19 protein-coding genes are annotated in these 21,802 nt (G+C 60.9%); 2 read left to right on the forward strand and 17 right to left on the reverse strand.

The window, feature by feature from the left end:
• Positions 1-77 precede the first annotated feature (77 nt).
• The 3 genes from C4J86_RS17665 to C4J86_RS17675 all read right to left on the reverse strand — a co-directional run bounded on the left by C4J86_RS17665 (position 78) and on the right by C4J86_RS17675 (position 4,022).
• Entirely contained in the window at positions 78-3,065 is a 2,988-nt protein-coding gene (locus tag C4J86_RS17665) for an RHS repeat-associated core domain-containing protein (RefSeq protein WP_124371343.1), read from the reverse strand.
• Between the two features lie 138 nt (positions 3,066-3,203).
• Positions 3,204-3,497, reverse strand: a complete 294-nt coding sequence (locus C4J86_RS17670; RefSeq protein ID WP_124371344.1) for a BolA family transcriptional regulator — start codon at positions 3,495-3,497, stop codon at positions 3,204-3,206.
• Between the two features lie 6 nt (positions 3,498-3,503).
• Positions 3,504-4,022, reverse strand: coding sequence for a DUF2059 domain-containing protein (locus C4J86_RS17675; RefSeq protein ID WP_003236690.1), 519 nt, complete (start codon positions 4,020-4,022; stop codon positions 3,504-3,506).
• 192 nt (positions 4,023-4,214) lie between these two features.
• On the opposite strand from C4J86_RS17675, the gene C4J86_RS17680 reads away from it, so the two are divergent.
• A complete protein-coding gene (locus C4J86_RS17680) occupies positions 4,215-5,603 on the forward strand; it encodes a class II fumarate hydratase (RefSeq protein WP_124371345.1) in 1,389 nt (462 codons plus the stop codon).
• Between the two features lie 707 nt (positions 5,604-6,310).
• Here C4J86_RS17680 and C4J86_RS17685 read toward each other — a convergent pair.
• The 12 genes from C4J86_RS17685 to C4J86_RS17740 form a co-directional block, all read right to left on the reverse strand.
• Positions 6,311-7,267: a DMT family transporter gene (locus C4J86_RS17685; RefSeq protein WP_124371346.1), complete on the reverse strand. Its 957-nt coding sequence runs from the start codon at positions 7,265-7,267 to the stop codon at positions 6,311-6,313.
• A 75-nt stretch (positions 7,268-7,342) separates the two neighbouring features.
• Complete coding sequence (locus C4J86_RS17690; RefSeq protein ID WP_124371347.1) at positions 7,343-8,299, reverse strand: fimbrial protein; 957 nt, start codon at positions 8,297-8,299, stop codon at positions 7,343-7,345.
• Positions 8,300-8,443: 144 nt separating this feature from the next.
• A complete protein-coding gene (locus C4J86_RS17695) occupies positions 8,444-9,412 on the reverse strand; it encodes a fimbrial protein (RefSeq protein WP_124371348.1) in 969 nt (322 codons plus the stop codon).
• 38 nt (positions 9,413-9,450) lie between these two features.
• Entirely contained in the window at positions 9,451-9,987 is a 537-nt protein-coding gene (locus C4J86_RS17700) for a fimbrial protein (protein WP_124371349.1), read from the reverse strand.
• Positions 9,988-9,998: 11 nt separating this feature from the next.
• Entirely contained in the window at positions 9,999-10,478 is a 480-nt protein-coding gene (locus C4J86_RS17705; RefSeq protein WP_124371350.1) for a fimbrial protein, read from the reverse strand.
• 28 nt (positions 10,479-10,506) lie between these two features.
• Complete coding sequence (locus tag C4J86_RS17710) at positions 10,507-10,989, reverse strand: fimbrial protein (RefSeq protein WP_124371351.1); 483 nt, start codon at positions 10,987-10,989, stop codon at positions 10,507-10,509.
• Between the two features lie 10 nt (positions 10,990-10,999).
• Positions 11,000-11,581, reverse strand: coding sequence for a fimbrial protein (locus C4J86_RS17715; protein ID WP_124371352.1), 582 nt, complete (start codon positions 11,579-11,581; stop codon positions 11,000-11,002).
• A 17-nt stretch (positions 11,582-11,598) separates the two neighbouring features.
• Positions 11,599-12,360, reverse strand: coding sequence for a fimbria/pilus periplasmic chaperone (locus C4J86_RS17720; RefSeq protein WP_124371353.1), 762 nt, complete (start codon positions 12,358-12,360; stop codon positions 11,599-11,601).
• Positions 12,357-14,960: an outer membrane usher protein gene (locus C4J86_RS17725; protein WP_164487783.1), complete on the reverse strand. Its 2,604-nt coding sequence runs from the start codon at positions 14,958-14,960 to the stop codon at positions 12,357-12,359. Before C4J86_RS17725 ends, C4J86_RS17720 begins: the two co-directional genes overlap by 4 nt.
• Before the next feature lie 20 nt (positions 14,961-14,980).
• Positions 14,981-15,541 (reverse strand): fimbrial protein, encoded by a 561-nt coding sequence (locus C4J86_RS17730; RefSeq protein WP_124367777.1) that lies wholly within the window; start codon positions 15,539-15,541, stop codon positions 14,981-14,983.
• 51 nt (positions 15,542-15,592) lie between these two features.
• The gene (locus C4J86_RS17735) at positions 15,593-16,114 is read right to left on the reverse strand and encodes a fimbrial protein (RefSeq protein WP_124367778.1); all 522 of its coding nucleotides are present in this window, start codon (positions 16,112-16,114) and stop codon (positions 15,593-15,595) included.
• A gap of 444 nt (positions 16,115-16,558) precedes the next feature.
• Positions 16,559-17,326, reverse strand: a complete 768-nt coding sequence (locus tag C4J86_RS17740) for a TSUP family transporter (RefSeq protein WP_124371354.1) — start codon at positions 17,324-17,326, stop codon at positions 16,559-16,561.
• 109 nt (positions 17,327-17,435) lie between these two features.
• Between C4J86_RS17740 and C4J86_RS17745 the strand changes: the two genes are divergently transcribed.
• Entirely contained in the window at positions 17,436-18,305 is an 870-nt protein-coding gene (locus C4J86_RS17745; protein WP_124371355.1) for a LysR substrate-binding domain-containing protein, read from the forward strand.
• Between the two features lie 143 nt (positions 18,306-18,448).
• Here C4J86_RS17745 and C4J86_RS17750 read toward each other — a convergent pair whose 3' ends face one another.
• Both C4J86_RS17750 and pap read right to left on the reverse strand, forming a co-directional pair.
• A complete protein-coding gene (locus tag C4J86_RS17750; protein ID WP_124371356.1) occupies positions 18,449-19,633 on the reverse strand; it encodes a thiolase family protein in 1,185 nt (394 codons plus the stop codon).
• A gap of 600 nt (positions 19,634-20,233) precedes the next feature.
• Positions 20,234-21,748 carry a polyphosphate:AMP phosphotransferase gene (gene pap / locus C4J86_RS17755; protein WP_124371357.1) on the reverse strand — a complete coding sequence of 505 codons (1,515 nt, stop codon included), beginning with the start codon at positions 21,746-21,748 and terminating at the stop codon, positions 20,234-20,236.
• Positions 21,749-21,802 lie beyond the last annotated feature (54 nt).

Raw genomic sequence — 21,802 nt, forward strand, 5'->3', positions numbered from 1 at the left:
CTGAGGGCTGTCGCTATGTAAACAACTTTTGGTAACACGCAAACATGGGCCGCCGCGACGGCCCATCCTTGTGCTTGTCAGGATCGCCGGGCTGCGCTCCAGTTCGAGGCAAGGGTTGTGTACCCGCGCCTGGCATACACTACGAAAAAGCCGCGCCATTCGGTCAGTGCTGCAATCAGGCCGCGGGCCACCCTCACTATCGTGCGAGTGCTCCCGCTTTGCGCAGCCTGGGGCAGGCCCGTGAGCGCAACGGCCAACGCCTCAATCCCGGTCGCGGCCCAGTACGTCCACACCTGATTGAACATTCTACTCAGCCCGCCGTGCATCAGCGCCGCAGGGTCCGGCGCCTGCACGGTCAGGCCATGGGAATCGTGGGCGGCCGTGGGGTGACCGCTACGAATCATCGCTCCCATCGCCCCATCGTAGGCTTCAACTGCAGGGGACACATTGGGCTGCATCAGCGCAGGCACTTCGCCGCCGTACACCGCGTTGGCGACGGTGGCGACCGCGTACGCTGCCGTCGCGCCGGCGGTGCGGCCGAGCCTGGCTCGCAGGGGCGTGCTGCCCCAGGATGACCCGCTGCCGTGACCACGCATGATCTGCTGCACCAGTTCCCTGGAGAGCGAGCGAACATGCCCGCTCAACCGCTGCACCGCTATGGGGTCCCACTGTTCCTCGGTTTGAACGCTCAGCGTGTCAACCTGGACGGCATATGCAGCGCCCACAAGGCTTGCCGAAATAACACCGATCTGTGGCGCCATGCGGGTCCAGTTACCGGCGATACCGGTGCTCATATGGAACGTGACCAGGGCATCCAGCGCGGCGACGCTATAGCGCAAGGCCTGATTGCGTTCCGGCGTGGGCTGGAGAGTGCTGAATACCGCCAGCTCGACACCCGTCGCGACGGCATTGGCGATATAGGTAGATAAACCATCGCGAATCGCGGCCGACGAGGCCGCTTGTATCCTCGAGCGCATAATCCACCCTATATTCGCCAGCCTGCGGCTGATGGAAAGCCGGCGTATTTGTTTGTCCCGGGGCGCCTCCAAAGCCGGGGTTGCGGCCAGCCCTTGCGCATCGACCCTGGTGACCGGATTACCGCCAACCATCGCGTACAGGTTCAAGCCATCGGCATCGCCGGTCGGGTCCGGGCTGATCCAGCGGCATAACCACGGTGCGTAGTACCTGTAGCCGTAGTAAGACAGTCCGCTGGCATCGCGCTCCTTGCCTGAATAACGGATGAACCGGTAACTCGCCTCGCTGGCGTTTTTCGCCGCCCACCACGCGGTCCCACCATAGGGGTAATAACTTTCCTGGCTGAGCAGTTGCGCCTGCTCGCCCAGTTCCAGGCTGCTGCTGCCCAAGTGGTCCGACAAGCCGTAACGGATCTGCGCGTCCTGGCGCCCTCCCGAAGGGTGGCGATCCCAAAGCAGGACACGGACGGTGGTAGTTCCGGCATCGAGGTTGAGGACATTCAGTTGCTCCCCCGTTGCGCTGTCATGGCGAATTTCCAGTCCCGGCAAGTAGCGCACCTCGGCGGTGTGCATCACGCCCCGGGCCTGGGCGACCCGGCGTTTGAGGATGCGCTGGCCGGTGGCATCGTAGGCGTAGCGTTCTTCATCGTCGTTGCCGCCGGCGCGTCGTACCTGCGTGAGGCGCACCAGTTGATTGCGCACATCCCAGCCCATCGGATGGTCGCCTGTCAGCGCTTGCAGGTTGCCGTTGCGGTCAAAGCCCTGGCCCAACCCCGGCGCGCTGTTGCCATCGGCCTGGGGCCGAAAATGATTGCTGCCTGCGGCCACGCTCATCTGCCGCGTGAAGCCCGTGCCGCTGCTGGGCACATGTTGCAACGTGAGCACGTTGCCGGCGGCGTCATAGCTGAACCGCTGGGTGTAGCGACGCCATACGCTGTCGTCAGTCGAGCCAAACGCTACCCTGGCCGGCAACGCCGAACCTCCCGGGTTACCGGCGGTTTCGCGGCCGGTGGCCTTGGTCAGTTGCGACAACGTGTCGTACTCATAAAGGCTGGCCGAACCGACTTGGGTGTTGCTGGACCATTGCGTCGGCTGGGCAAGGTCGTCGATCCGCACGACGTTGCCAACGCCGTCATAGGCGTAGCGCAGGTCTTGCAGCGCCGCACCCGGTTGTGCAGGCAGATGGGCAGTCATTTGCCGCAAGCGACCATCGAACTCACGGTAGTGCATGGCCCGCACAACGCCATTGCCGGCGCGCTCGCCAAGCACCTGGCCGGCGGCGTTGTAGCGGCGCTCGCCCAGCACCTGCGTACGCATGCCGCCGCTTGGCGTCACAGCGATACTCGCCGGTTGGCCGTCAATGCCGTAGGCGTAGTCGAAGCGATTGCCCTTGGCGTCCGTGTGATGCAAGCGCTCACCCAGGGCGTTAAACCCCACGGTTGTCTGGAACGTCTCGGCCTCCAGGCGCCGCTCACGTTGTGCAGCGGGCTGCGGCCAATCCAGCGCGGCACCCGCCAGCCGGAAGCGTCGGGTTTGCTGCGCAACCTGCGCGTGCAGCCCATACGCCTCGTGGAACAATGAGCCGCCGCCGTCATCGTGGCGGATCACCCGGCCACAGCGGTTGCGTGCGGCCTCTTCAGCCGAGGATAAAGCATAGGCAAGACGCTCGACGCACCGCGCTTGCTCATCAATGGCCGCCTGCTCGAACACGGCGACCGGACGCAGATACTGATCGTAGCGATGAGCCTGGTGCGCGCCCCGCCCATCCCATTCTTCCAGTAAATGCCCGGCCTCCCCCAGCAGCGTCAGCCGCCAGCCGGCATCCACGCTGTCGGTGCGCAACGCTTGTCCGCCAAGGCTATAGACCGTGCGTTGATTGGGCGCAGTGTCCGGCTGTGCGCGGGCCAACTGCAACAAACGCGGGTCCCATTGTTCAATCATCAAGCCCGTACTGCCAAACACCTGGCGATGAACGCGCACCTGCGGTTCAACCTCTGCACTTGCGCGGTGGTAGTTGATGTTACGAACAATTAACCCACGCGGGTCGACTGCGGCCAGGGACGGCGTGTTTCGATGGATGGAATCAGGCATGACCTCAAGACCTTATTGCTCAATAAGTAGTCCTGAAAGCCTAGGGATGCGGGGGTGGAGCAAGGTGGTGCTGGAGGATGTTTTGTGTATCCGGGTACTGGCATCGCCCCGACCCGCTCGCGCGGGTCGAGGCTGCGCTCAATGCCCGCCGGCGCAGGTCGGCGAAGCCGGCGCTGCGTCGATGTTCGCCCATTCTTCAGGCGTATAGGTATGCAGCGCCAGCGCATGAAACTCGGTCATCAGGTCACCCAGGCTGGCGTAGACCTTCTGGTGGCGCTTGACGCGGTTGAGCCCCTCGAATTGCTGGCTGACCAGCACGGCCTTGAAGTGGGTCTGCAACCCACGGCTGTGCATGTGGCTCTCATCCAGCACACTCAAGTGCTGCGGGTTCAGGGCGGCGAGTGCCGTTTCGATACGCAGTTGCATGGTCATTGCTGCTTACTTCTTCTTGGCCGGTGCGGCGGCTTTGGGCGTCAGCTCGTTGGTCATGTCTTCCAACAGCTTGTTCACCACCGGCACGGCGCTTTCCAGCTTGGCCTGGGTCATCTGGGCCGATTGCTGGGTCAGTTGCGGCATTTTTTCCAGGACTTTCTTGCCCAGTGGCGACTGGTAGAAGGCAACCAGGTCCTTGAGCTCCGATTCGCTGAAGTTGGTGGTGTAGAGCTTGACCATGTCCGGCTTCAGCTTCGGCCAGCCGATAGCCTGGTCCAGGGCGGCATTGGCCTTGGCCTGGTAGCTGTCGAGGACCGACTGCTTGGCGGCAGGCGCCTTGGTCTGTTCGAAACGCTGGGCGAACATTTGTTGCACTTGCATGTATACCGGGGTACCCAGCTTGTCAGCGTGGGCCAGGGTAAGGAAGGCTTCGGCACTGGCGTTGTGGCTGGCGGTATCGGCAAAAACCTGGCCGCTGGCGCAAACCAGAGCAACCGCGGTACAGATGGCACGAAGACGAGTCATCGAGTTTCCTTTCTAGCAGGCGAGGTAAAACCCCAAGGGCGACCATTCTGCGCCTAAAAAACCTCGCGGCTCAACCCCAGGCCTTGTCGGGCCTGGTTTTGCGGGGGGCAAATCCGATGAAGCGTGTTTTTTGGAACCCCCTGGGCCGATCACAGCCTAAACTGCGCAAACGAACCTGAAGGAGTGTGCCCGATGAGCCGTATCGAAACTGACAGCCTGGGAGACGTCCACGTCCCGGATGACGCTTACTGGGGCGCCCAGACCCAACGTTCGCTGGTGAACTTCGCCATCGGCGAACAGCGCATGCCGCTCGCGGTGCTGCATGCCCTGGCCCTGATCAAGAAGGCGGCTGCACGGGTCAACGACCGTAACGGCGACTTGCCCGCCGACATCGCCCGCCTGATCGAACAGGCCGCCGACGAAGTGCTGGACGGCCAGCACGACGACCAGTTCCCGCTGGTGGTGTGGCAGACCGGCAGCGGCACCCAGAGCAACATGAACGCCAACGAAGTGATCGCCGGCCGCGCCAATGAACTGGCCGGCAACAACCGCGGCGGCAAAAGCCCGGTGCACCCCAACGACCATGTGAACCGCTCACAGAGCTCCAATGACTGCTTCCCCACGGCCATGAGCATTGCCACCGTCAAGGCGGTTCACGAGCAGTTGCTGCCGGCCATCACGGTGTTGTCCGGTGGGCTGGCGGAATTGGCGGCGCGGCATATGAAGCTGGTCAAGACCGGCCGCACCCACATGATGGACGCAACACCGATCACCTTCGGCCAGGAAGTCTCGGCGTTTATCGCGCAGCTGGACTACGCCGAACGCGCCATCCGCAGCGCCCTGCCCGCCGTGTGCGAGCTGGCCCAGGGCGGCACCGCCGTCGGCACCGGGCTCAATTCGCCCCACGGCTTTGGCGAAGCGATTGCCGCCGAGCTGGCGGCGTTGTCGGGCTTGCCGTTCGTCACAGCACCGAACAAATTCGCCGCTCTCTCCGGCCATGAGCCGCTGGTGACCTTGCACGGCGCGCTGAAAACCCTCGCCGTGGCGCTGATGAAACTGGCCAACGACCTGCGCCTGCTGGGCTCCGGCCCTCGCGCCGGGCTGGCCGAAGTCAAATTGCCAGCCAACGAACCGGGCAGCTCGATCATGCCCGGCAAGGTCAACCCCACCCAGTGCGAAGCGCTGTCGATGCTGGCCTGCCAGGTGCTGGGAAACGACGTGACCATTGGCATCGCCGCAAGCCAGGGGCACCTGCAGTTGAACGTGTACAAACCGGTGATCATTCACAACCTGCTGGAATCGATCCGCCTGCTGGCCGATGGCTGCAACAACTTCCAGGAACACTGCATCGCCGGCCTCGAACCGGACGCCGAACAGATGGCCGAACACCTGGAACGCGGGCTGATGCTGGTGACCGCGCTGAACCCGCATATCGGCTATGACAAATCCGCGCAGATCGCCAAGAAGGCCTATGCCGAAGGGCTGACACTGCGCGAAGCGGCGCTGGCGCTGGGCTATCTGACCGATGAGCAGTTCGACCAGTGGGTACGCCCGGAGAATATGTTGGAAGCCGGGCACTAAAAGCCCAAGGCAAATGTGGGAAAAGGCTTGCTCCGGTGACGGCTCGGCAGCCGAAGCCTCTCTAACCGACGCCCCGCGCTCCAAATGTGGGAGGGGGCTTGCCCCCGATGGCGGTGGATCAGTTGCCAATGCGCACACTGACCCACCGCTATCGGAGCATAGGTATCTACACAACTTGGTAGCAGCAGCCTACGCTAACCACGATGCGAAGCGAGCCGCTCTTGATCTTGCTCTTGATCTAGGCGCCCCGTTAAACCACGCTGGCCGGAATTCGACAGTGATTTGGGGGGTAAACCGGCAGGGATGCCGGTTTAGCCGCCCCGCGCCATGGATGGCGCGTGGCGGCGGCCCCCCAAATCAATGTCGGATTACGGGCACACCGAGCCTAGGCGAGGTGCCGAGTGGTGGGGCAAGAGCGTTTTGCTTACTTTTGCGCTTTTCAAAAGTGAGACGCCGTAAGGGCGGAACCCATAGCAGCCGTTACCGCAGCAACGGATATGTACTCGCTCTGATCCAACATCACGGTCGGCTGTCAGGCCGCCATCGGGGGCAAGCCCCCTCCCACATTTTGGACGCGGGGCATCAGTTAGAGAGGCTTCGGCTTCCGAGCCGTCACTGGTTCAGGGCCATACCAAAATTGTGTAGGTATCCATGGCTATCGGGAGCAAGCCCCCTCCCACATTTGGATCGGCGTACCGCTCAAATACTCATGAAGCCATGCGCAATCGCCGGGCCCTGAGCCCGGCCATCAATGACGGCGCCAATGCCACCATCGCCGAGCCGATCACCACCACCAGCGCGCCAAAATACCCCAAGGCATTGATCGCTTCGGCCTGCACAAACTCCGGCCACAGCCACGCCGCCAACGCCACCGCCACAAAGGTCACCAGCGGCGTCAGCGCCAGGGTCGCACTCACCCGTGAGGCCTCCCAGTGGGCCAGCGCCTCGGCAAACGCGCCGTACGCCACCAGGGTGTTCATGCAGCACGCCAGCAGCAGCCAACCCTGCAGCGGGCTCAGTTGCAGCGCCTCCAGCGGGTGCGCCCAGGGTGTCAGCAACACGGCGCACGACAGGTAGATCACCATCATCACCTGCAGCGAATTCCACACGGTCAACAACTGTTTCTGGCCCAGGGCGTAAAACACCCAGATGCTGGTCGCCAGCAGGACGGTCAGTACCCCGGCGGTGTAGCTGCCCATCGAGGTGAGCAGCTCCAGCAGGCGCTGGTTGAAGAACAGCCCGAAGCCAACGATCAATATCACCAGCCCCGCGCCCTGCCCCAGGCTGAAACGCTCCTTGAACACAAACACACTGGCAACCATCAGAAAAATCGGCCCCATCTGCACCACCAGTTGCGCGGTGCCGGGGCTGAGCATTTTCAGGCCGACCAGATACAACACGTAGTTGCCGACCAGCCCGCACACCGCCATCGCCACCAGCCAGCCGCCCTTGGGGCCGAGCACCTTGCGACCGGGCAAACGCCGGGTCGCGGCGAGGTAAACAAACAAGCAACTGCCGGCCACTATCAGGCGAAACCAGGTGACGGTGATCGGGTCCATCACCTGCAAGACCTGTTTGAGCTTGATCGGCAGAATGCCCCAGAGCAGCGCGGTCAACAGGGTCAGGAAAAAACCGTAGACCCAGCGGCCGGAAGAAATGTGCATGAGTGCCCCAGATGCCAGAGGAATTGGAACCGGCATTCTAGGGGCAGGCGGTGCGCTTTGGGTATCACGCTGTGTTCATGGCACGCCCATCACCAGTACCCCGCTGCCGCTGATGGGGCCTGCGGCCGGCAATGAACCCGCTCGACGTACCAGGGAAAATGCCACGTCGTCGGCGCCCGTGCTGTTAGTGATGCGGGTCAGGAACGAACCGTTCACAGCCACCGCTGCGCCGCCGCGAACAAGCGCCGTGCCCACATCCCCATTGGTCATCATCAGCAGGCGTGAATCGAACGAAGAGCGGGTGCCCTTGTAAGTAATGGTGATGGGTGTATTGATCCCGCCATCCGGGCACGAATAGGTCAGCCTGCGGTTGCTGACGATAGTGGATGTCAGCGGGTCGGTGCCGATGGCCCGCTGGTGCACGTTGCCGAAGTTGATCTCGATGGGGTTGTTGTTATTGATCGTGCAGGTAGACGGGGAAACGGTGAAATTGTTGGCAGCGGTATACCTGACGGTGAGCTGCGGTCGAGTGCCGTCGTAGTTGTTCGAACTGGTGAGGCGCAGCAGACCGAGGTCGTCGCCTATTCGCACATCGAACGGGTTGGAGGGATAGTTACGTAGCAGAATATAGGGTGTGACATTGATCAGATGAACGCTCCCGTTGTTGGGGATGGTGACGATGCCGATACCCGACGGCACCGGCGTGTTGAGGAAAGCGCCATTGATGCGTAACCCGGTTCTTTCGCTTGCGAATTTTGGGCCGGGCGTCCAGGCGGTGCCTACCGAACTCCCAGTTGTCCAATAGTCCGCGTGCCAGGCGGGGCCGCCGCTGTAGGTGAATCGACATTCCAGCCGTGCGCCTTCCAGCATGATCCTGCTGCGGTCGGCACTCAGGGTGACGGTAACGGGGACCTGCAGGTTCGGGTTGCCATTTTGCCAGGGGCCGCCGTTGACACGGCAATCGACAGCATGCGCGGTCTTGGTTACACCCGTCAGAACGAGAAGCACCAAGGCTCCAGATAGTCGTTGCATCTTGAACTCCATCAAACATCTGAAATGAGAGCACGTCCCTGTAAGAGCGGGCTTGCTCGCGAATGCGGTGGATCAGTCAGGTATGTATCAACTGATCCACCGTATTCGCGAACAAGCCCGCGCCGGCATGTGGAGCTGCACGCATCAGGGCACGCCCATGACAAGTACACCGCTCCCGCTCAGGGCCCCCGCGGCCGGCAGGGACCCAGTGCGCCGAACGAGCGAAAACGTCACATCGTCCCCGCCTACGCTATTGGTGATCTGGGTCCGGAACGAACCGTTCACAGGCACCGCTGAGCCCGCGCGAATCAGCGCCGTGCCCACGTCTGGATTGGTCATCAGCAGCAGCCGTGGGTCGAACGAAGACGGGCTGCCTTTGTAGGTGATGGTGATGGGTGTATTGATCCCGCCATCGGGGCATGAATAGGTGAGCCTGCGGTTGCTGACGATGGAGGACGTCAGCGGGTCCGTGCCGATGGCCCGCTGATGCACGTTGCCGAAATCGATCTCGATGGGCGCGTTGTTGTTGATCGTGCAGGTTGAGGGGGACACGGAAAAGTTATTCGCCGCAAGGTACGTGAGCGCAAGCACCGTGCTGGTGCCGTTGTAGTTGTTTGTCTGACGCAGGCGCAGCACGCCCAGGTTATCCCCTACCCGCACGTCGACAGGGTTCGTCGGGTTGTTGCGTATCAGGATGTAGGGCGTGACGTCGATGGGGACGCCCACACCGTTGTTGGGCATGACCGCCAACTGGATGTCATACGGCACCGGGGTATTGAGGTAAGCACCGTTGATGCGCAAGCCGGTGCCCAGCTGAGTGAATTTGGCGCCGGGCGTCCACGGAGGCCCGGCCTGTGTGGCGGTCCGCCACAAGTCCACGAACGAGGGAAAAGGCTGGCCCGGGGTGAATCGGCATTCCAACCGGGCTCCTTCGAGGTAGATACGCGAGTTATCCGAACCCGGTTGCACCATGACGGGCACCTGCAAGTTCAGCGTACCGCCTGCACCCACATACACCCACCTGCCACCATTCACACGGCAATCGGCGGCTGTCACAGCGGTACTCACACCGGTCGATACCAGAAGCACGGTGGCGCCAAATAATCGTTTCATCTTGAGCTCTCATTCCTCTGCCCTACCCAGGCCCAGCGCTATGGATAGTCCAACGTGAACGTTGAGGTCACCGTGTATGCACCGTGTCCGATGGTCTGATCCGCGAGGGCTGTCGGCTCGCCCTGCACATAGGCCTTGAGCTCGATGGCATTGCTGCCGTCGCTCAACACCTGCTCGTCGCTGACGGCATTCAGGGGCAAGGGTTTATCGCTTAAGGTCTCGATGCCGACGCCAATGCCAGAGGCGCCGCTGCCACCGTCCAGCGCGAGCAAGCCGGGAAGTTCTGTGTTTTCCCTACCGCCGAAGGTGATGGTCACCGAATTGCCGATCGTGGTGTCGCAGTCTTCCAGGTGCAGCTTGAAACGCTTACCCACCGAGCGCGTGTTGATATAGAGGTGTTTGCTGGTCAGGTCCCAGAGTTCCAGCGTAATTGCCTCGTCGCCAGGGCGCAGGGTGCAGGCTTCTTCGACCAGGTTGCCTTTGAAACGCAGATTGTCCGCTGCGTGCCCCATGGGGATCAGGCCGCAGATGAGCAGGAGTGCCAGGCCGTGCTTTTGAACCCGTTGATATCGCATCGATTCAGCTCCTACTGGTATTCGGCCAACAACGTGGCCACCGCCGTGAAACTGGCGGGAGGCAGCGTTGCGCCGGGCTGCTGCACCGGCACCACCTCCAATGTAGGCGGTGACGACAGGGTGATATCCAGCGGCGTATTGAGTGAAAATGGCAGGTCATTCTGAAAAACCCGAATGCCCAGCGCAGGTACGCTGGTCTGCACCGCTGCACCATCAAACGCCGTGGGGGTGCCGTTGATGCTCAGTTTCAGCGCCCACGGCAGCGTGTCGGTGCCGCAGTTGATCGCGTAGCCGACGCCCCTGCGATACCTCACGCCGTCGACGCGCTTTACCCCGACATCGCCAAAGTCGACTTCAATGGTGTTGCCCGTATCGATGGTGCAGGGCGGCGGCTCATTCAACGTGCCGCTGAACGTCACGTTGGCCGACGCGCCACTGCACAGGCCGATGGCCCACAGGGCGAGCAACGCTCGCGGCTGCCAAGCTGTCATGGGTCGTTCCTCTCTTTATTGGTAACCATCATTGGTAATCGACCACCAGGGTCGCGGTCGCGTCGAAGATCCCGCCGGTCAGCTTGCTGCCCGCACGCTTGACCGGCACCGCCTGCACCACGGGGAAATTGGGGTAGGTAAAATTCACTGCGGTATTCAGCGGCCAGTCCGCGCCATTCACAAACAGCCTGACCCCAAGATCGGCCTTGCGGGTCGAGAGCACGCGACTGTCAAACGACGCCACCGTGCCCTTGAGTTCCAGGGTCAGCGCATTGCTGAACGGCGAATCACAGGTGACGGTATACGGCACATCGCGACGGTAGTTGACCCCGTCGACCCGTGACGTCTGCAGGTCATTGCCAAACGGCACGTCAAGCGTGCTGCCACCGTTGATGACGCACGGCGGAGGCGCAATGATCACCGCGCGAATGGTCAAGCTGGTCTCGGCCTGCACGCCCTGGCAGACCGCCAGCAACACGCCGCCGGCGATCAAACCGATTGATTTAGCCATCGCTGCCCCCTTATTCATAATTGAGCCTGACTTCCACGACGGCCCTGAATGCCCCGCTGGTCAACGGCGCAGCGGTGCGCGTGGGCCGCACATTCCAGGTCTGGGTATTGCGGCCCACGGGCAAAAACAGCGGCTGGCCGCGTGTGCCCAGTTGCACGTCCCGGCCGAGGGCATCGGTCAACTGCAGGCCCATGCCGGTGACGCCCTGCACTTTGACCAGCCGTGGATCGTCGGCATCGGCCGGCGCCTCGAACAGCACCGACAGCACCGGTTGGTAGGCGCTCCAGGTCAGGTTCCCCGTACGCTCATTGCGTATGCGGCCGGCGGTGCGCAGACAATCGGTGAACCGCAGCTGAAAGGCCTTGGCGGTCGCCTGGTCACCGGGGCGTTGCAACTGGCTGGTCGACACCGCGTCCAGATCGACGGTCTGGTGCAGGGAGCTCATTTCCAGGCTGCAAGGCGACTCATGCATGGAGCCGAGCACATTGAGCATGCCGCTCATGCCTTCGATATCCTCCTCATCCGCAGCCTGTGCCCCCATCGCCATGACCCATAACAGGCCGCCCAGGACCTTCACTTTTTGCGACTTCATGACGTTCTCCAGCAGCATTACTCGTTCGCCGGCGCGGCCTGGGGGTTCACCTTGCAAGTGTCGCCCGTGCAACTGAAGGCCAGCACCGGGCGCCCGCCATAATCGTTTACATAGGCCAGATAAGGGCTTGTCCCCAGGGCCTTGGCCGTGGCGCCCAGGGTCAACGCACCCTTGGGTGGCACCATCAGCGGCGTGAAGCCCGGCACGGTTTTGCCATCCTTGCTGCTGCGCGCATCCACCAGGGTCACGTAATACGGCGTCGGGTTGTTCACCCGGTATTGATCGCCTTCACGGGTCAGGGTCAGCTTCTCCTGCCAGGGGTTGGACAGGTCCTGCTGGCTCGGCGCAATGGCTTGCGGCCGGTAGAACAACTTGATGCGGGTTTGCAGGGCAATCTGCAGGGTGTTGGACTTATCACTGCGCGGCGGGATCTCCCGCAGGTTGAAGTAGTACACCGTCTCCCGGTCCTGCGGCAGCGCCTTGGCCGCCGGCAATGCCTGGACTTTCACCTGGCTCTGTTTGCCCGGCTCCAAGCGTTGCACCGGTGGCAGCACGATCAACGGCGTGGTGATTTTCTGACCGGCTTCATCCTCGATCCAACCCTGGGCCAGATAGGGCAGTTGGGTGTTGTTGTTGGTGATGTTCACGCTGGTGGCGTCTTTGCCACCGTCGAAAATCACCCGGGTACGGTCCAGGCCCACCGCCGCGTTGGCGCTCTGGCTCAAGCCCAGGGCCAACAACGCAAAGGCCGGGAATGTGGAACGTGTGGTCGGTCTCATGAGGCTGTGTTCTCCGTATCGGTAGGCTTGCCGGTCAGCCCGGCGGGCTCGGGCAAGGTTGGGTCAGCGGCTACCACCTGGCAGCGCAATTGCAGGGCGTCGGTCAAACCATCGGCGGGCAAGGTGGCGGGCAGCGTGAGCAGGCAGCGCTCGTCGCCGCCCCAACTGACAGACATCTGCTCGCCGGCCTGGATGCCGCTCAGGTAGACGTGGCCGCCGTCATTCACAATGCCGGTGTCTTGTTGCTTGAGGTTCTTCACCGTCGCGCCGAAGGGCGGCGAACTGCCATCCGCCAGGCGCAGCACCGCCATGGCTTTTTCGCCGGCGATCACGTCCAGCGAGCGATAACCGATCGCGCCTTCGGTGAGCGTCAGTTGCGTGACCGACTGAGTGGCTTCGACGTTGCTCGGCAGGCGCTCCAGATCGACACTGGCGGCGGTACGCTGATAACTGCTGATATCCGAGATCACGGCCTTGCCGAAGGCATTGCTGCGCGTCGGCGCGCCATAACCGCGTACGGGCACATCGGGCACTCCGGTGGTGTCGACCATCAGGCGGGTGCCGCCAGTACTGGTGGTGCGATGGAGCGCGGCACCGTAGGCCGTGACCGTGGCACCGCCGCGCGCAGAGACACTGAGGCTGCCGGAACCGCCCTGCTGCCTGCCGGCGCTCACATCGATGTCGGCGTGGTCGCCCATATGGCTCAGGTAACCGCTGGCGGAGGTGTCGCTCACGCTGAGCTGGTAGCTGTTGCGCTCATCGAGGCGGTCGCTGTAGCGCGTGGCAACATTGTTGTTGCCGGCGGCTCGGCTGGCGTCCAGCGAGAGCGTGCCGGTACGCCCCAACGGCAGGCTGACCGTCAGCGCCATGCCGTTATCCTGATAGTTGTATTCCTGGGTGCGGTACATGTTCAGGGACAGGCTCATGTTCTTGACCGTGCCCACATTGAAGTAGCGCGACAGCGACAGGTTCCAGCGCTGCGTGTCCGGCCGGTCCCAGTAGGTTTGCTTGTTGTAACTGGCGTAGACGGTGGCGCCCAGGTCACGAAACTGCTTGTTGACCGTCACCGTATACAGCGCCTTGCTGCCGCCGATCGGCTTCCACCCCTCATTGGCGTCCCGATAATCCCCTCGCCCGCCGAGTTCGCCGTTCAGCCCGTAATACCGGGCATCCAGGTATTCACTCATGCTCAGGAAGTTCTTCTCGGAAAAGCGGTAGCCGGCGAACGTCACCTGGCTGTCGTACTGTTCGAAATTCTTGGAATATTGAAGGCGGTAGGATTTACCCGAGAGCGTCTCGTTCCACACGCTGGCATGGGACTGCGTGACATCCAGCGAGACGGCGCCGAACGCCAGCAAGTCGCGGCCCGCGCCCACGGATAACGCCCGATAGTTGTTATCGGTGATCCCCCCACCGAACAACGACCAGCCATTGCTCACGCCCCAGGAAAACTCTCCGGTCCCGAAGACGTTGCCATCGGAGCCGTTCTGCAGATTGGACGGTCGCCCGCTCGCCAGCTTGTAGCGGACCTGGCCCGGGCGCGTCAGGTAAGGCACACCGGCGGTGTTGAGCTGGAAGGTCTGCACCGAACCGTCCTGTTCTTCCACGCGCACATCCAGCTTGCCGGTCACCGCATCATTGAGGTCCTGAATGCGAAAAGGACCGGCCGCGACCAGCGTCTCGTAGAGCACACGCCCCTGCTGGCTGATGATGACTTTCGCATTGGTCTTGGCCACCCCGACCACTTCCGGCGCGTAACCACGCAAGTTGGGGGGCAGCTGGCTCTGATCCGAGTTGAGCGAAGCGCCGGTGAAGCGGAAGCTGTCGAACAGGTCCGAATACAGGTAGCTCTCACCCACCACCAGGCGCGCCTGCAGCGCAGGAATGGCGCGATACGCGTAGTAGCGGCTCCACTCCAGCTTTTGCGGCCCCGCCGCTTCCTGCCGGCCGCTCTCCACGCGCCCTTGCCAATCGGCCCTGAGGCGCCAGGCGCCGGCATTGGCCCCGACGGTGCCGTTGCCACTGAGGTTTTTGCGCTGGCCGTCATTCTTCTGGTAGTTGGACTGCGCCGTCAGGCTGTAGTCCAGCAGCAGCCCCGGCACCCCCTCGTCCCAGCGCGAAGGTGGGTCCCAATTGATGGCGTTGTACTCAAGGTAAGCCTGGGGCAGGTTGATGCTCAGGCTCGAGGTGGCCAGATCGCCACTCACCTCCATGCCCGGCAAGCTGGTGATATCCAGGCACTCGCCGTCTTTCCACCAGGTCAGTTTGTCGGCTTCGGAGGCTTTCAGGCCCAGTTGCTCGACCAGACTGTGCGACAAACAGGCCTGGCTGCCCTTGGGGTCATTATCGGGGGGATAGAACGCCACCGATTGTTCAGGAATAGGCTGGGCGTTCAGTTGCACAGCCATTGTATAAGTGCCTGGCAGAATGAAGCCGCTGCGCGCAAATCGAGACAAGTCGATATTAGTGCGATCACCCAAATCGAGAACGTCGGTATTGAACTCGATATCGCCAGCGCCCATTGCAGTGCCCGCCAGTGACATCAACCCGCCCAACAGTCCGGGACGGAGCGTATTTTTGATTTTCGACGTATTCAACATGCAAGCCTGTCCATCACTGTTCAAAAGTATTCCAACTTGAACCGCACCGCGGCACTGTGAGCCCCGACTGCCAATGGCAAGCCGTTGCCGACCAGGAAAAACCGGTAGTTGAGTGTCATGTCGCCCTCCGCCAGCGGCACCGGCGCCATGCGTTGCCCCGGAAGGCTTTCCTCGCCGGCAGCGTCCACGATGTGCAGGGCAACCCCCTGCGACTCGCCAAAGACCGCGAAGGAAAGCCCTGCCCTGTCGGTGGGGCCATCGAACGTCACGCGCATGTGCTCCCAGTCCGGCAGGGTTTCACCTGGGCGCAACGGGTCCGGGCGGGTCAACGAGCAATTGACCAGACGCAACTGGAAGGGATGGTCTTCGCCCCGTGTGTTGCGCAGGAGCCGGCCAACCGGTTCGGGCGGCATCTCGATGGTTTGATCGATACTGGCCAATTCCAGCCCGCAGGCGGAATCAACCACTTCCCCTCCCAGCTGCACGACCCCATCGCCTTGCGCAGAAGCCTGGGCGACCACGCAAGGGCTGATGAACGTCGTCAGTGAAGAGGCGATAGCCAGACGTAGGAATGTGTTCACCTGGATCTCCCGTCAGCGTTCCCCCGCCACACCGGGTGGCGGGGGCACAACTTACTGATAAGCCAAGGTGAAATTGGTGACCGCGCTGAAGTCGCCGGGCACGATCGGGGCGGTGGCGGCGCCTTGTACATAGGCACCGAATTCCAGGGTGTTATCCCCAGCGGCGATGATTTGCGGGGCGGTAGGTACGCCCAACTCAACCGGCGCGCCGCCGTGGGTCATCATGATGCCCACGCCGCCCGCGCCGCCGACCGTACCGATCGCGCCCGGTACAGCGCCGGATGGCGCACCGGTGAAGGTGGTGGTGACCGTATTGTCAGTGAGGCCCGTCAGGTCGCACCCTTCCAGTTCGATCAGCACGCGCCGGGCCTCCGACTTGCCCCCCGATTGCAACTGATGCTTGGCAATTGCCCCCAGGCGAACAGTTTGATCAACGGAGTCAGGCTTGATAGAGCAAGCGCCCGAATGGACCGACCCCAAAAACGTAACCGTTCCATCTGCCGCGTGCGCCATAGACACCGAACCCGCCAGCAGACCGACAGACAACAGCACAGCTTTCATTTTGGTTTTCATCTACAGATTCCCACTTAACAAGTGTCATTAAGAAGCCCTGTCACCGTTAGGCGCAGGGCTGGTTAAAAAGGCGGTTTCACCCATGCATTGAGGGGGGTGTTCCTGAGCTGCTTTTCCAACTTTTTGTATTGCATTTCAGGACCACACTCAACGCCGGGCAAGTGTCCGCTTCACACTTGAAGAAGTAAGCCAGCTGTTTCTTTTAACGATGTAGCCTTTGATATCAAGGCTTGCAGGAAAATTATGGCACTTTGCCAAAACTTTGAAATTGACTGAAGGAATGGGACTACACGCGAGTTAATGCGAATAATTTAGCGCAGGGCATGTCCGTAAGAATAGGGCTACACGCACTAAACAAACAACAAACTTTATTGGGGATTTGCAACCGAAGAATATAGCTGCGGAGCGGGGGGTATGTCCGAACGGATAGGTGATGGCAACGGGCTACGAACCGAGCGCCAGCCCCATTCTTCCTATTAAAAATATCAGCAGAATCAAAAAGAACACCCTGATAAACCTGCTGCCATATCTTAGCGCCAGGAAAACCCCGGTCAGGGAACCTGCAATATTACACAGGGCCACCACTCCACCTATTGCCCACAACACGTTGCCGGACGGCACAAAAAATATAAGGGCCGCGCTGAAAGTCCCTAAATTAACCAGCTTTGCAGAAGCGGAGGCATTTAGAAAATCAAAACCGAAATATTTAACGAACACAAAGAGCAATAGACTGCCACTGCCGGGCCCAAACACACCATCGTAGAAACCAATTACACCACCGAAGAAAATGCCCAACAAAACTTCCCTGGTGCCGCAGTGCTTGTGTGAGCTCGCCAATCCTAAATCTTTCTTGATAAACGTGTAGCCTGCCATGGCTATCAAGAGAAAGAACACAACGTACTCCATCAGCCTCTTAGGGATGATAGAGACGGACATGGCCCCAACAAACGCAAAAATAAAAGCCGAGACCATGGTGGGAAGCATTAACTTCCATATGATCTTTATCCTTTTCAGGTAGCTGAATATAGAGGAACAATTCCCCGCCAGTACGGCAAGCTTATTTGTTCCAAACACCGTGGCGAGACTGTACTGAGGTAAAGCGTGCAGCAGCGCTGGCAATTGTACAAGCCCTCCGCCGCCAACAGCAGCGTCTATTAACCCGCCGCAAAAAGCAAAGAACCCTAATGCAATCACAGCGTGTTCAAAATCCATATGAATTTCCGGCCAGCATTCAGGTTCAGGGCCAATAACATAATTTATTGATTAGCTTGCAACAAGTAACTTATACTGAGCCGATCATTCACTTTTAGTGAGCAATGCAATGGAACTCTCACAGTTGACTATGTTCAAGGTGGTTGCCGATCAGGGCAGTATCATTCGAGCCTCCGAACTATTGCATTGCGTCCCATCAAACATAACAAACAGAATAAAAGCGTTAGAGAAGGAGCTTGGCGCTTCCTTATTCATACGAAAAGGCCGCGGGCTGGTCATCAGCCCTTCCGGACGATTGTTTCTTGAATACACAAATAAAATTTTGTCACTGTGCCAGGAATCTCGAAGAGCGCTTGACCCTGCATCAGTGGCTTGCGGGGTATTGAAGATTGGTGCAATAGAGTCTGCTGCGACAGGAAGACTGCCCAAGCTGCTATCCGCTTATCATCAACACTACCCTGCCGTGCAAATGGAGTTCAGTACGGCAACCTGGTCACAGTTGGTTAATGATGTGGTTGACCTTAAGCTGGATGGTGCAATTATTGCTGTGAGCCCTGAGCACGCAGATATTGAATCTGTGGAAATCTACCAGGAAGAGCTCGTGCTAATTGCGTCGGCGTCTGCAGGGACAATTCGAGGGCCGCAGGATCTTGGCGGGAAAAACATATTCATGTGGCCCGAAGGATGTCCTTATAGGAAGTCACTGAAAAACTGGCTGGCTGATTGCGACGTAGCAAGCACCATCACAAGCATTGCCAGCTATGGCACCATACTGGGGTGCGTCAGTTCCGGGGCGGGAGTGTCGTTAGTGCCTAAGGGGATGTATGAGCAGTTTCGGAAAATGGGTGGAATCAGCGGCTATGAATTCAGTGAGTTACCACCCATAAAGAACTATTTCATCTGGAATAAACACGTCAAGTTTCATCCTGCGAAAGACACATTCGCAGCCTTGCTGACGGAACAGTTTAAAAAACTTTGATCTTTTCGGTGCAGGATGGCTTGCGTGCAACGCTTGTTCATTCTCGATCCAACATTCTGTGTCGGCTGTCGGGCCGCCATCGGGGGCAAGCCCCCTCCCACATTTGGATCGCGAGGTGCCAGGACTCCTGCCTTTGATAGAGCCTAGCGCACAGCTTCAAACAACCCGGTTGCCCCCATCCCGCCACCCACGCACATGGTGACGATGCCATAGCGTAAATCACGCCGTTGCAGCTCCCGCACCAGGTGCCCCACTTGCCGCGAGCCGGTCATGCCGAATGGATGGCCGATGGCGATGGAGCCGCCGTTGACGTTGTAGCGGGCATTGTCGATTTCCAGGCGATTACGGGCGTACAGGCACTGTGAGGCAAACGCTTCATTGAGTTCCCACAGGTCGATATCCGCCACCTGCAAGCCCTTGGCCTTGAGCAGTTTAGGCACCGAGTACACCGGGCCGATGCCCATTTCGTCCGGCTCGCAACCGGCCACGGTAAAACCGCGAAAAAACGCCTTGGGTTTGAGCCCCAGCGCCAGGGCTTTTTCCAGGCTCATCACCAGGGTCATCGAGGCGCCGTCGGACAGCTGCGACGAGTTACCCGCCGTCACCGAACCGTCTTCGGCAAACACCGGCTTCAGGCCACTGAGGCTGGCCAGTGTAGTGTCGGGGCGATTGCAGTCGTCGCGGTCGACCACGCCATCGAGTACCTGCACCTGGCCGGTGTGCTTGTCTTCGACGCTGTACTTGACCGCCATCGGCACGATTTCATCGTCGAACAGGCCATCAGCCTGGGCCTGTGCCGTGCGCTGCTGGCTTTGCAGGGCGTACAGGTCCTGGTCCTCGCGGCTGACCTGGTAGCGCCGTGCGACGATTTCGGCGGTCTGGCCCATGGGCAAGTAGATACCGGGCACCTGCTCTTTGAGCAGCGGGTTGATCAGGTGGTCGGTGTTGACGCTCTTCATGGTCAGGCTGATGGATTCCACGCCGCCGGCGACGATGATGTCGCTGCAACCCGAGGCAATCTGGTTGGCCGCGATCGCAATCGCCTGCAAGCCCGACGAACAGAAACGGTTGAGCGTCATGCCCGCCGTGCCGGTGCCCAGCTGTGACAGCACCGCCACGTTACGCCCGATGTTGTAGCCCTGGGCGCCTTCGTTGGAGCCGGCGCCGACGATGCAGTCCTCCACCGTCGCCGGGTCGATGCCATTGCGGCTCAACAGCGCGTTGACGCAATGGGCCGCCATGTCATCAGGGCGAGTCTGGTTGAACTTGCCGCGAAAAGACTTGGCCAGGCCGGTTCGCACGCTGTCGACGATCACTACTTCACGCATGGGGCTTCCTCGATCTTGTGGTTGTGGATCGAGGATAGAGCCGGGCCCTGGGCAGGCGCGATGATCATTCACTGCATGGATGCAAAAGCATGAGGCCGGGATGCGGTCTACCTGATGTGTGGAGATCAAATGTGGGAGGGGGCTTGCTCCCGATGGCGGTGGGTCAGTCAGTAAATTCGCAGCTGACCCACCGCTATCGGGGGCAAGCCCCCCTCCCACATTTGATTTGCGTTGTCAGGGATCACGCGCCAGGCAATGCCAGCTGCGGGTTGCCGAAGTGCAGCCACTGGCTTGAGTGAATGAGGTCAAACTGTGGGAGGGGGCTTGCCCCCGATAGCGGTGTATCAGTCAGCAAATTCGAAGCTGGCCCACCGCCATCGGGGGCAAGCCCCCTCCCACATTTGATTTGCGTTGTCAGGGATCACGCGCCAGGCAATGCCAGCTGCGGGTTGCCGAAGTGCGGCCACTGGCTTGAGTGAATGAGGTCAAACTGTGGGAGGGGGCTTGCTCCCGATGGCGATGGGTCAGTCAGCACATTCGAAGCTGACCCACCGCTATCGGGAGCAAGCCCCCTCCCACATTATTGAGCTGGGCAGCCCGCTATTTCTTTTTCTTCTTGTCGTGCTTGTCGCTCTTGGCAAACGCGTCTTCCAGCGCGCGGTTGAGGGTGCGCAGCACCTTGATCCGCGCCCAGCGCTTGTCGTTGGCTTCCACCAGAGTCCAGGGCGCGATTTCAGTGCTGGTGCGGTCGACCATGTCGCCCACCGCCGCACGGTAGTCATCCCACTTGTCGCGGTTGCGCCAGTCGTCTTCGGTGATCTTGAAGCGCTTGAAGGGAATCTCTTCGCGGGCCTGGAAACGCTCCAGCTGGGTGTCCTTGTCGATGGCCAGCCAGAACTTGACCACGATCACACCGGCATTGCGCAATTGCTCTTCGAAGTCATTGATTTCGCCATAGGCGCGCATCCAATCGGTCGGGGTGCAGAAGCCTTCGATGCGTTCCACCAGCACCCGGCCATACCAGGAGCGGTCGAACACGGTGAACATGCCCCGCGCCGGGATCTTCTGCCAGAACCGCCACAGGTAGGGCTGGGCGCGCTCGTCTTCGCTGGGCGCGGCAATCGGCACAATGTGGTACTGGCGCGGGTCCAGCGCGGCGGCCACGCGACGGATCGCTCCGCCCTTGCCGGCCGCATCATTGCCCTCGAACACACTCACCAGGGCGTGCTTGCGCATGCGTTTGTCGCGCATCAGGCCGGAGAAGCGCGCCTGTTCGGTAATCAGCTGTTCTTCGTAATCGTCCTTGTCCAGGCGCAGGCTCAGGTCGAGGCTGTCGAGCAGGCTCTTCTGGTCCACCGACGCGATCAACGGCGCCGGGTTCATGCCGCTGGCCTTGCCCTTGGGCAGCTTCAAGGCATTCTGCAGGCCCCCGAGCAGAATCTTGCCCACGGTGAGCCCACGGTAATTGGGGTCGACCCCTTCGATCACATGCCACGGCGCATAGTCGCGGCTGGTACGGCGCAGCACGCGTTCGCCGAAATGCACGAATTTGTCGTAGGTCTCGGACTGCTGCCAATCCAGCGGGCTGATGCGCCAACTGTGCAGCGGGTCATCGGCCAGCGCCTTGAGCCGCGCCTTCATCTGTTTCTTGGACAGGTGGAACCAGAACTTGAAGATCAGCGCACCTTCATCGCAGAGCATCTTCTCCAGGCGCTCGGCCCCGGCGATGGCCTGGTCGAGACGGGCGTCCTTGATCTGGTCGTGAACGCGGCTTTGCAGCATCTGGCTGTACCAGTTGCCGAAGAAAATCCCCATGCGCCCCTTGGCCGGCAATTGCCGCCAGTAGCGCCAGGCCGGTGGGCGCGCCAGTTCCTCATCGGTCTGCTGGTCGAAGGTGCGCACTTCGATCAGGCGCGGGTCCATCCACTCGTTGAGCAACTTGACCGTCTCGCCCTTGCCCGCGCCCTCGATGCCGTTGATCAGGATGATCACCGGGAAGCGCTTCTGCTGCTGCAGCTCGTACTGCACTTCCAGCAGGGCTTCGCGCAGGGCCGGCACTGCGGCCTCAAAGGTGTCTTTGTCGATGGCGTGACCGATTTCGGCGGATTCGAACATGGGCAGCTCCGTTTCAAGATGGCTCAAGATTAGCGGATTGGGCAGCGGCACGCG

It is taken from the genome of Pseudomonas sp. R2-7-07 (assembly GCF_003852355.1).
Taxonomy (GTDB): domain Bacteria; phylum Pseudomonadota; class Gammaproteobacteria; order Pseudomonadales; family Pseudomonadaceae; genus Aquipseudomonas.